Genomic DNA, 10,690 nt, shown 5'->3' with positions numbered 1-10,690 from the left:
TCCTCGCCTTGATCGCGATGCTCGCCCAGGCGGAGCAGCAGCCGCAGCCCCAGGCCGGGCCTCAGCCCGAGGCGCCGGCCTTCGCGCCTCCCGGGCCGTCCGGGCCGTCCGGGCCGCCCCTGCCGCTGGATTCGCGCATCCAGTCAGTCGAATATCATGAAGACCAGGTGATTCCGATCCAGGTCGCCGGCGGCTATCAGCTGATGGTCGAGTTCGCCGCCGACGAGCGGATCGAGAGCGTCGCCGTCGGCGACAGCGCCGCCTGGCAGGTCACTCCCAACCACAGCGGCGACCGAATCTTCATCAAGCCGCTCCAGAGCGGCCTCGCCACCAACCTCACCGTCGTGACCAGCGCCCGCACCTACACGTTCGACCTGGGACCGGGCTCGCCGGGCGGACCCTATGTGCTCCGCTTCACCTATCCCGGCGCCAATGCGACGGCCGAGGCCGATCCCGCCGGGGCGGTCGCCGGCCGCTATCGCCTGAGCGGTGCGCGCGCGCTTCGCCCGAGCCGGATCAGCGACGACGGAATCCACACCTATATCGAATGGCCGCGGGACCGCTCGCTGCCCGCGGTCTACGCGATCGACGAGCGCGGACAGGAATCGATCGTCAACGGGATGATGCGCGACGATCTGTTCGTCATCGACGCGGTCGTCCACCGGCTGGTCTTCCGAATCGATCGCGACGTCGCCCGCGCCGAGCGGGTCGAGGAAAGGGGACGGCCCTGATGGCGCGGCGGCCGACCACCGGGACGGATCCGCGCATCGCGCCCGCGCCACCGGGCGAGGCTGGAGTCGCGAGCGAGGCAAGCGTCAAACCGGTCGTGCCGCTTCCCCGCGGCGGGCCTTCGCCTTTGTTCTTCGTGATCGCGGTGGCGGTCGCCGCGGTGCTGCTGTTCAGCGTCCTCGATGCCCGTCGGCGCTCCTTGAGCGCGCCATCGACTCGCGAGCGCGCCGCCGACCGGATTGCGCTCGCCGCCCCGCCCCCGCCTTTGTACGTGCCGCCGGCGGCGCCGCCTGCGCCGCTGCTGATCAATCCCGTCGTGGCCCGCGTCCAGACTCCAGCGCCGCCTCCGCCAGCACCGCCGCGGATCGTTTACGTGACTCAGCAGGTGCCGGTTCCGATGGCGCCCCAGCCGGAGGCGCCGCCGCCGCCGCAGAGGGGCGGGAACACGCCGACTTTGGTTTATGACGCCGGCACACAGGCCATGGCGGCGGCCGAGGGTGCTCCGGCGGCCGCATCGGGCGAGGGCGCCGCCAACGTGCCTGCTCCCACCGCCATGGCCGTCGCCGGAACGCGGACTCGCGCCGGCGTGCTCGCCAATCGCACCACTACGGTCGCCCAGGGCACGGTGATTCCGGCCGTGCTCGAAACCGCGCTCGATTCGACCCGGGCCGGCATGGCGCGGGCGATCGTCTCACGCGACGTTCGCGGCTTCGACGGCACCCGGGTGCTGATACCCCGGGGAAGCCGGCTGATCGGGGAATATCAGTCGGAGGTTCAGCCCGGCCAGAACCGGGCGATGGTCAACTGGTTTCGCCTGATCCGCCCGGATGGAACGACCATCTCGATCGGCTCGCCCGCCGGCGATCCGCTCGGACGCGCCGGCATTCGCGCCAGCGTGAACACCCATTTCTTCCAGCGCTTCGCCGGCGCGATCCTCCAGTCCGCGCTCGACATCGGAGTCGCCCTCGCCGCATCGAGCGCCGACAATAGCGGCGTACTGTTCGTCCCGGGCGCCTTCCAGAGCGCCACCCCCCAGATCGTCCAGCAGCAGCAGATCACGCCGACGCTCACCGTCCGGCCCGGAACGAGCATCAGCATCTTCGTCGCCCGAGACCTCGATTTCACCGGCGCCGGAGCGAGGCGGTGAGCGCCGCGGCCGCGCTCGACGAGCGGGTCTATCTTCGCTCTTACCTCGCCCCGCTGACCGGAGTCCTGGCGCGGGCCGACGTGACCGACATCTACGTCAACGGGCCCGGCGAAATCTGGGTCGAATCGACCGGCGGAGCGATCGAGCGGCACGAGGCGCCGGGCCTTACCGAAGCCACCCTCGCCCGCCTCGCGCGCCAGGTCGCCGCGCTTACCCACCAGGGGATCAGCCGCGAGCATCCGCTGCTTTCGGCCACTTTGCCAGACGGCGCCCGGGTGCAGATCGTCATCCCCCCGGCGACCCGCGGCCATATCGCGCTGGCCATCCGCAAGCACGTCTCGCCCGATCTGGCGCTCGAGGATTATGTCGCCGCCGGGGCCTTCGGCGAGACCCGCGCGCGCCAGTCGCTCGAGCGATCGGACGCCGACCGGGCGCTCGCCAACCAGCTCGAGGCCGGAGATTATGCCGGAATGCTCGCCGCAGCGGTGCGCGGCCGCAAGAATATCCTCGTCTCTGGCGGAACCTCCACCGGCAAGACCACCTTCCTCAACGCCCTTCTGCGCGAAGTCCCGGACTCGGAGCGCCTGATCCTGATCGAGGACACGCCGGAGCTTCAGACCCGGCACGAAAACATGGTCGGCCTTCTCGCGGCGCGAAGCGCGCTCGGCGAGGCGCAGGTGACGGCGAACGACCTGCTCGGGGCGTCGCTGCGCATGCGCCCGGACCGAATCATCCTCGGCGAGCTTCGCGGCGACGAGGCCTATGCTTTCCTTCGCGCCGTCAACACCGGCCATCCGGGCTCGATGACCACCGTCCACGCCGACAGCGCCGAGCGGGCGATCGAGCAGATCGTTCTGCTCGCGCTCCAGGCCGGCACCCAGCTCAACCGCGACGACATCCGCCATTACGTGCGCAGCACCGTCGACGTCTTCGTCCAGCTTGAGCGGATCGCCGGGCGGCGGCGGATAGCCGAGATCGTGCTGAGCGATTGAGCGTGATCGGTCGGAACCACTCCGTCATTGCGAGCGTAGCGAAGCAATCCAGTGCTGCTTTCGAGGCCCGCTGGATTGCTTCGTCGCTCCGCTCCTCGCAATGACGGATTCCGTCTTGGGCGATCGGGCTGGACAGCGCATTGGCGGTTGACGAGCACGCCGCTCCCCCGGCACGTGCTTCACCCATGCCGACGGGGAGCCCTAAGTTGAGCGACGCGCATCTCGATCGGCTGGAGGCCGAGGCGATCCAGATCATCCGCGAGGGCGTGGCCGAAGCGGAGCGGCCGGTGATGCTCTTCTCCGGCGGCAAGGACAGCTGCGTCATGCTGCACCTCGCGCGCAAGGCCTTCTTCCCCGCCCGGCCGCCCTTCCCCCTCCTCCACGTCGACACCCGGTGGAAATTCCGCGAGCTCTATCGCCTCCGCGATTCCCTCGCCGCACAGGCCGGGATGAGCCTGATCGTCCACCGCAATCCGGAGGCCGAGGCGCGCGGCATCAACCCGTTCGATCACGGCGCGACTTTGCACACCGAAATGTGGAAGACCGCAGGCCTCAGGCAGGCGCTCGACTCCGGCCGGTTCGACGTCGCCTTCGGCGGCGCCCGGCGCGACGAGGAGATGAGCCGGGCCAAGGAACGAGTCTTCTCGATCCGCTCGGCCGGGCACGTCTGGGACCCCAAGCGCCAGCGGCCCGAATTGTGGCGGCTCTACAACGGCCGGCTCGGGCCGGGCGAAACCCTCCGCATTTTTCCGCTCTCCGATTGGACCGAGGCGGACATCTGGACCTACGTCGCCGCGCAGAAGATCGAGGTCGCCTCGCTCTATTTCGCCGCCGAGCGGACGACGATCGTCCAGGACGGGACCCTGCTCATCGCCGACGACGGGCGCGAGGGCGTGGTACGGCGGGTGCGCGTGCGGACGGTCGGCTGCTGGCCGCTCACCGGTGCGGTCGAGAGCGACGCGGACAGCATCGAGGCGATCCTCGCCGAGCTTGTGCGCGAGGGCACGTCCGAGCGCGTCGGCCGCCTGATCGACCGCGACCAGAAGGCGTCGATGGAACGCAAGAAGCGCGAGGGCTACTTTTGATGCTGCCCCTCCTGCGCTTCCTCACCTGCGGGTCGGTCGACGACGGCAAGTCCACGTTGATCGGCCGGCTGCTGTTCGATTGCGGAGCGGTCGCGAAGGACAAGCGCGAGGGAATCGAGGATTTCTCGCTGCTCGCCGACGGGCTCGAGGCGGAGCGCGAGCAGGGCATCACGATCGACGTCGCCTATCTCTATTTCGCGACCGAGAAGCGCCGCTTCATCCTCGCCGACACGCCGGGCCATGAGCAGTACACGCGCAACATGGCCACCGGCGCGTCGAACGCCGATCTCGCCGTGGTGCTGATCGACGCGCGCAAGGGCATGCTGACCCAGACCCGCCGCCACGCGCGCATCGCGCGGCTGCTGGGCATTCGCCAGTTCGTCCTGGCGGTGAACAAGATGGATCTGGCCGGCTTCGATCGGGCCGCGTTCGCGGCGATCCGCGACGAATTCCTTGCTTTCGCCGAGGGGATCGGGATCGAGCAGGTCACCGCCATTCCGGTGTGTGCCCTCAGCGGCGACAATGTGGCGCGGCTGTCGGAGAAGATGCCCTGGCATGAGGGTCCCACGCTCCTTTCCTGTCTGGAAGAGGCCCGCGCCGGAACCGGCGAGACCCTCCCCTTCCGGATGCCGGTGCAAAGCGTCATCCGCGAGGGATCGCGGCTCTATGCCGGAACCGTCGCCGCGGGCTCGGTGAAGCCCGGCGACAAGCTGCTCGTCATGCCCGCCGGGACGCCGGCCGAGGTTGCGCGGATCGTCACGATGGACGGCGATCTGGCCGAAGCGGGCGAAGGCAAGGCGGTCGCCATCGCCCTTTCACGCGAGGTCGATTGCGCCCGCGGTGACATGCTCGCCGCCGCCCAGGCGCCGCCGCCGGTCGCCGACCAGTTCGAAGCGACGATCATCTGGATGAGCGAGGAGCCCTTGCTCCCCGGCCGCCAATATCTGCTCAAGCTCGCCACCCAATCGGTCCCCGCCACCGTTCACGAGCCCAAGCACAAGCTCGCAATAGACACACTGGAGGAGCTCGCAGCCAAGACCCTGGAACTCAACGAGATCGGCGTCGCGAATATATGGACGGGGCGGCCGATCGCCTTCGAGCCTTATGAAAAGAGCCGCGCGCTCGGCGGCTTCATCCTGATCGACCGGATCAGCGGCGCGACCCTTGCCGCGGGCCTGGTCAATTTCGCGCTGCGCCGGTCCGAGAACGTCCATGAGCAGAGCCTTTCCGTCACCGCCGCCCGCCGCGCGGCGCTGAAGCAGCAGAGGCCGAAGCTGCTCTGGTTCACCGGCCTCAGCGGCGCCGGCAAATCGACCATCGCCAACCTCGTCGAAGCAAAGCTGCACGCGCGCGGGCGGCACACCTTCCTCCTCGACGGCGACAATGTCCGCCTCGGCCTCAACAAGGATCTCGGCTTCACCGCCGCCGACCGGGTCGAGAATATCCGCCGCGCCGGCGAGGCGGCGAAGCTGATGATGGACGCGGGCCTGATCGTCCTCACCGCCTTCATCAGCCCCTTCCGCGCCGAGCGCGCGATGGTGCGCGAGCTCGTCCCCGAAGGCGACTTCGTCGAGATCTTCGTCGACACGCCGCTCGTCGAGGCCGAGCGGCGCGACACCAAGGGCCTCTACAGGAAGGCGCGCGCCGGCAAGCTCGCCAATTTCACGGGTGTGGATTCGCCTTACGAAACGCCGGAGGCGCCCGAGATCTGCATCGATACTTTGACGATGGACGCTGAGGCCGCCGCGGACCAGATCGTCCGCTATCTCGACCGGCTTGAGACAATAACGGACGCGAAATAACCACAGTTCTTCTTGCGCGGCGTGTTGACCGTTCGAATTTAGCTATCTAATCGAGCCACTTAGCGGCTGCGGAATCGCCGCTGGGGGGTTTATGTCCATTGTTGCGTTGCGTATCGGCGCGACCGCTTCGGCGGCCGCTTTCTCCGGCATTGCGGCCATGGCCGATGCGCCGCCGCTTCCCGGCGGCGCCGTCCGCGCGCCTGCGCCCTCGACATCATTGATCCCACGCGAGCCGGCTGCGTTCGCCCCAGCTCGCTGACCTGAGCCCCAACCACCGAACCCATCAAAAAAGGAGAGACAAGACATGCCCAGCGAAATTCTGACCGGCACCAATCCCGACCAGGTCGACGCCTCGATCGACAATCTCGCCGGCTCGATCGCCGGCAACGGAAAGCCGATCTGGACCCCCGACCAGATTTCCGCCTACCTCAACCGCACCAGCGCCGCCTTCGCCGGTGGGCCGGGCGACGCGCCGCAGAGCGACTCCAATCTCAGCGTCATCAATTTCGGCTTCCACACCAGCCAGGCGACGCTCCAGGCCAACGGCTACGTCTATGCGCTGAACGGCGGCCTGTTCGGCCTCGCGGAATATTTCAACTTCACGCCCTTCACCACTGCCCAGCGCGCCGCGGCGCGCGAGGCGCTTCAGACCTGGGACGACCTGATCAGCGTTTCGCTTCAGGAAACCGGAATCAACACTGCGGACATCGCCTTCGGCAATCTGACCAGCGCGCCGACCACCCAGGCCTATGCCTATCTGCCGAGCGCGACCGTCAGCTCCAACGCAATCGTCAACGCCCAGGTGCTCGACATCACCGGCGACGTCTGGATCTCGCTCAGCCAGGGCAACAACCTGCAACTCGACGAAGGCCAGTACGGCATGCACACCCTGGTGCATGAGATCGGCCATACGCTCGGCCTCTCGCACCCGGGCAATTACAATGCCGCGCCCGGCGTCTCGATCACCTACCCGGTCAACGCCGAATATTATCAGGACAATCGGGTCTATACGACCATGTCCTATTTCGACGCTTCGGCGATCGGCGTTCGCCACTTCGATTTCAACATCTCCACCACGGTCTTCTCCTCGACGCCCCAGATCCACGACGTGCTGGCGATCCAGACGATCTACGGCGCCGACATGACGACCCGCACCGGCGACACGACCTACGGCTTCAATTCCAACGCCGGCCGCGATTCCTACGACTTCACTAAAACTCCGGCCCCGATCATGACCATCTGGGATGCCGGCGGCACCGACACGCTCGATGCTTCGGGCTACGCCACCAGCCAGATCGTCGATCTGCGCGAGGGCGCGCTCTCCAGCATCGGCGGAGTCACCATCGATACCGCGCCCAGCTTCGCCCAGGTCAATGCCAACCGCGCCGCGGTAGGCCTCTCTGCGATCAGCCTCGCCACCTACAACGGCAACATGGCCGCCCTCGCCGCCAATGCGGTGGTCGGCCGGCTGACCGACAATGTCGGCATCGCTTACGGCGCCATCATCGAGAATGCGGTCGGCGGCTCGGGCAACGATCTGTTGATCGGCAACAATGTCGACAACATCCTTCGCGCCAATGGCGGGGACGACGGCCTCAACGGCGGCGCGGGCAACGACACGCTCGACGGCGGCACCGGCGCCGACAATATGATCGGCGGCACCGGCAACGACCTCTACTACATCGACGTGACCGGCGATTCGGTGGTCGAGCTGGCCAGCGAAGGCACCGACACGGTGTCGAGCGGGATCAGCTACACGCTCGGCACCAATGTCGAGAACCTGATCCTGACCGGCGGCGCGCTCGACGGCACCGGCAACGCGCTCGACAACATCGTTACCGGCAACGGCCTCGGCAACCATCTCGATGGCGGCCTCGGCGCGGACCGGATGGCCGGTGGCCTCGGCAACGACTTCTACGTCGTCGACCAGTCCGGCGATTCCGTGGTCGAGCTGGCCGGCGAGGGCAATGACACCGTGTCGAGCGGGATCAGCTATGCGCTCGGCGACAATGTCGAGAATCTGATCCTCACCGGCTCGGCCGCGAACGGTACCGGCAACGGCCTCGACAACGTCCTCCAGGGCAACGGCCTCGCCAACCATCTCGACGGCGGCGCGGGCGCCGACAGGCTGATCGGCGGCGACGGCACCGACTGGCTGACCGGCGGCGCCGGCGGGGACATCTTCGTCGCCGAGATCGATGCCCTGAAGGTCGACAGCAAGAACGGCCCGCTCTCGCTCGATCTCATCCTCGATTTCAAGAAGGGCGAGGATAAGATCGACCTCAGCGGTATCGACGCCAAGAGCGGCGTCGAGGGCCACCAGGCGTTCACCTTCGTCGGCAATGCCAGCGGCAACAATGCCGGCGATCTGTTCGCCAAGACTTTCGGCACCATCAACGCCGCGGAGAAGAGCCTCGGCATCGACCTCCATGGCCTCGACGGCAATACCGGCCCAGACGGCAAGGTGACGATCGTTTTCGGCAACACCGACGGCGGCCATCCGGACTTCGCGATGGTCCTGTTCAACACCGAATCGATCAACACGACCGACTTCATCTTCGGTTGAGATCGATAGCCGGAAGGGGCGCCGCGGGAAGCCGCGGCGCCCCTCTGGCACCGGCCCCGAATTCCCTCTAGGCTTCCCCCACGCGACGCTCGAGCGAGAGGGGACGATGGCCAAGAAGAAGAGCGTCGAAGCGCCGGCGGTCGCCGTCGAGGAAGCGCAAGCCGCGCCTTCGCCGCCCCAGCCGGCGGCCGATCAGACCCGGATCAGCGTCTCGCGCGGCTTCGGCGGCTGGCTCACGCGCAACCGCTGCAGCCTCGCCTTCACTTCCTACCAGACCGGTCAGCTCTTCCTCGTCGGAATGCTTCCCGGCGGGCGAGTCTCCTTCCATCAACAGAATTACGTGCGCGCGATGGGCGTCCACGCCAACGCCTCGCGTCTCTATGTCGGATCCCTGTTCCAGATCTGGCGGCTGGAGAACGTCCTCGCCCCGCACGAGCGGGCGAACGAGAATTTCGACCGGCTCTACGTGCCCCGCAACGCCCAGACCACCGGCGACATCGACGTCCACGAGCTCGCCGTCGACCGCTCGGGCCGGGTCATCTTCGTCAACACGAAATTCTCTTGCCTCGCGACGACGAGCATCACGCACGGCTTCAAGCCGCTATGGAAGCCGCCCTTCATCTCGCGTCTCGCCGCCGAGGACCGCTGCCATCTCAACGGGCTCGCGATGCAGGACGGCGCGCCCGCTTATGTCACCGCGGTCAGCCGCTCCGACATGATCAACGGCTGGCGCGACCGCCGGCACGAAGGCGGCGTGCTAATCGACGTCCGCGACGACCGCATCGTCACCGATCAGCTGTCGATGCCGCACAGCCCGCGCGTCGCGGCAAGCGGGCTCTATTTGCTGGATTCAGGCCGCGGAATGCTCGTACGCGTCGATCCGAAGAGCGGCGCGCGCGAGGATATCGCCTTCTGTCCCGGCTTCCTTCGCGGCCTCGCCATCCACAACGGCCACGCGATCGCCACCGTCTCCCTGCCCCGCGACGGCGCGTTCGGCGGCCTCGCCTTGCAGGACGAGCTCAAGAAGCGCGACGGCGAGCCCTGGTGCGGGGTCTGCGTGGTCGATCTGCGCTCGGGCGACACGGTCGAATGGATCAAGCTCGACGGAACGATCAAGGAATTGTTCGACGTCGCCGTGATCCCGGACACGATTTGCCCAATGGCCCTCGGCGTCAATTCGCCGGATATTCAAAGCCTGATCTCGTCCGACCCGGAGTTCGGCCCGCTTCAGCCGCCCGCGCCCTAGAGCATAATCGCCTATGACGGCCTCGCTTCGCTCGTCCTGAGGAGGGACTGAGCGAAGCGACTAAGCTGATAGTGCCCTAATCGAGCGAGGCGTTCCGGAACCAGCGGACGCGGATCTGGCGGCCGTCGGGCGTGAATCCGATCAGGTGGAAGCGCGTTTCCGGCCAATGCGGCACCCGCTGGAAAGCCGCCAGTTCGGGCGCCTCGATTATGCCGCCGACGCCGGCGACGCGCTTGGCCGGATTGGCCGCGGCCCAGGCTTCGAGCGCGTCGAGCGACCGTGGAAACATGGCAAGGCCGATATGGGTACGGCGATAATCGGGGTCCACCGAGCCACGCAGCATCGCCAGCCTGGCGCGCACCCGGGGCAAAATTCCAACCTCGGCGGTCGTCACGCCGATCATTCGGCCGTCATGATAGGCGGCCACCACCACCTCCCTTGCGCGCTCTTCCGGCGCGGTGTCGGGCGGCAGATTCCCGAGCCGCTGCCAGAAGGCGACCGCATCCTTTTCGATATCGGCTCGATCCGCCCGCCACGCGGTCCGGATCTCGATGCCGGGCGGAAGGCCTGCCGTCAGCGGTGGGAACGGAGGCGGCGGCGGTCCCTCGCCGTAATGAAAATGATCGAACCAGCGCAGGCGGATCTGGCTGCCCCGTTGATCGTAACCGGCCAGCTGGAGCTCCGATTCCGGCCAGACCGGCAGCCGCGCGAAATCGCCCCATTCGGCCGGATCGACGAAGACGATTCCACCGGCACATCTCTCGTCGGGGTTGGCGAGCGCCCATTCTTCCAGCGCCCGCCGGCTCGGCGCCGCGAGCGCGAGCTGGGCGTGGCTTCGGCGATAGTCGGGATCGGTCGCCCCGCGGATCACCGCCATTCGGGCGCCGAGAAAATCGATCGTCTCGATATGCGCGGTGGAAACGGCGACGAGGCGGCCGTCCTTGTAGGCCGCTGCGACCAGCTCCTGGGCGCGCTGCCCGGGCGCGACGTCCTTCGGCAGCAGGCCGAGCCGGCTCCAGAAGCCGATCGCGTCTGCCGCGATTTCGGGATCGTCACGCCGCCATGCCGGCCGCACGTCGAACCCGTAAGGCCCCGCCGGGTCGAACGCCTTGGATGCAATCAC

General features: G+C 67.6%; 8 protein-coding genes. 7 read left to right on the top strand and 1 reads right to left on the bottom strand.

Annotated features, from left to right (window positions below; all coding sequences use genetic code 11):
- The first annotated feature begins 8 nt into the window (after positions 1 to 8).
- The 7 genes from E6G92_02515 to E6G92_02485 all read left to right on the top strand — a co-directional run bounded on the left by E6G92_02515 (position 9) and on the right by E6G92_02485 (position 9,567).
- Complete coding sequence (locus E6G92_02515; GenBank protein TMJ18734.1) at positions 9 to 731, top strand: type VI secretion protein; 723 nt, start codon at positions 9 to 11, stop codon at positions 729 to 731.
- A gap of 479 nt (positions 732 to 1,210) precedes the next feature.
- Positions 1,211 to 1,876, top strand: a complete 666-nt coding sequence (locus tag E6G92_02510; protein TMJ20663.1) for a TrbI/VirB10 family protein — start codon at positions 1,211 to 1,213, stop codon at positions 1,874 to 1,876.
- Positions 1,873 to 2,868, top strand: coding sequence for a P-type DNA transfer ATPase VirB11 (gene virB11, locus E6G92_02505; protein ID TMJ18733.1), 996 nt, complete (start codon positions 1,873 to 1,875; stop codon positions 2,866 to 2,868). The genes E6G92_02510 and virB11 overlap by 4 nt, the downstream gene beginning before the upstream one ends.
- A 185-nt stretch (positions 2,869 to 3,053) precedes the next feature.
- The gene (gene cysD / locus E6G92_02500; GenBank protein TMJ18732.1) at positions 3,054 to 3,953 is read left to right on the top strand and encodes a sulfate adenylyltransferase subunit CysD; all 900 of its coding nucleotides are present in this window, start codon (positions 3,054 to 3,056) and stop codon (positions 3,951 to 3,953) included.
- Positions 3,953 to 5,755: an adenylyl-sulfate kinase gene (cysC, locus tag E6G92_02495; GenBank protein ID TMJ18731.1), complete on the top strand. Its 1,803-nt coding sequence runs from the start codon at positions 3,953 to 3,955 to the stop codon at positions 5,753 to 5,755. Before cysD ends, cysC begins: the two co-directional genes overlap by 1 nt.
- A 304-nt stretch (positions 5,756 to 6,059) precedes the next feature.
- Positions 6,060 to 8,321 (top strand): hypothetical protein, encoded by a 2,262-nt coding sequence (locus tag E6G92_02490; protein TMJ18730.1) that lies wholly within the window; start codon positions 6,060 to 6,062, stop codon positions 8,319 to 8,321.
- 106 nt (positions 8,322 to 8,427) lie between these two features.
- The gene (locus tag E6G92_02485) at positions 8,428 to 9,567 is read left to right on the top strand and encodes a TIGR03032 family protein (protein TMJ18729.1); all 1,140 of its coding nucleotides are present in this window, start codon (positions 8,428 to 8,430) and stop codon (positions 9,565 to 9,567) included.
- 76 nt (positions 9,568 to 9,643) lie between these two features.
- Here E6G92_02485 and E6G92_02480 read toward each other — a convergent pair whose 3' ends face one another.
- Positions 9,644 to 10,690 carry a GNAT family N-acetyltransferase gene (locus E6G92_02480; GenBank protein TMJ18728.1) on the bottom strand — a complete coding sequence of 349 codons (1,047 nt, stop codon included), beginning with the start codon at positions 10,688 to 10,690 and terminating at the stop codon, positions 9,644 to 9,646.

Source organism: Alphaproteobacteria bacterium, from assembly GCA_005883305.1.
In the GTDB taxonomy this organism is placed as follows: domain Bacteria; phylum Pseudomonadota; class Alphaproteobacteria; order Sphingomonadales; family Sphingomonadaceae; genus Allosphingosinicella.
The sequence above is the reverse complement of the archived record's forward strand: the minus strand, read 5'-3'. Positions and strand labels throughout refer to the sequence as shown.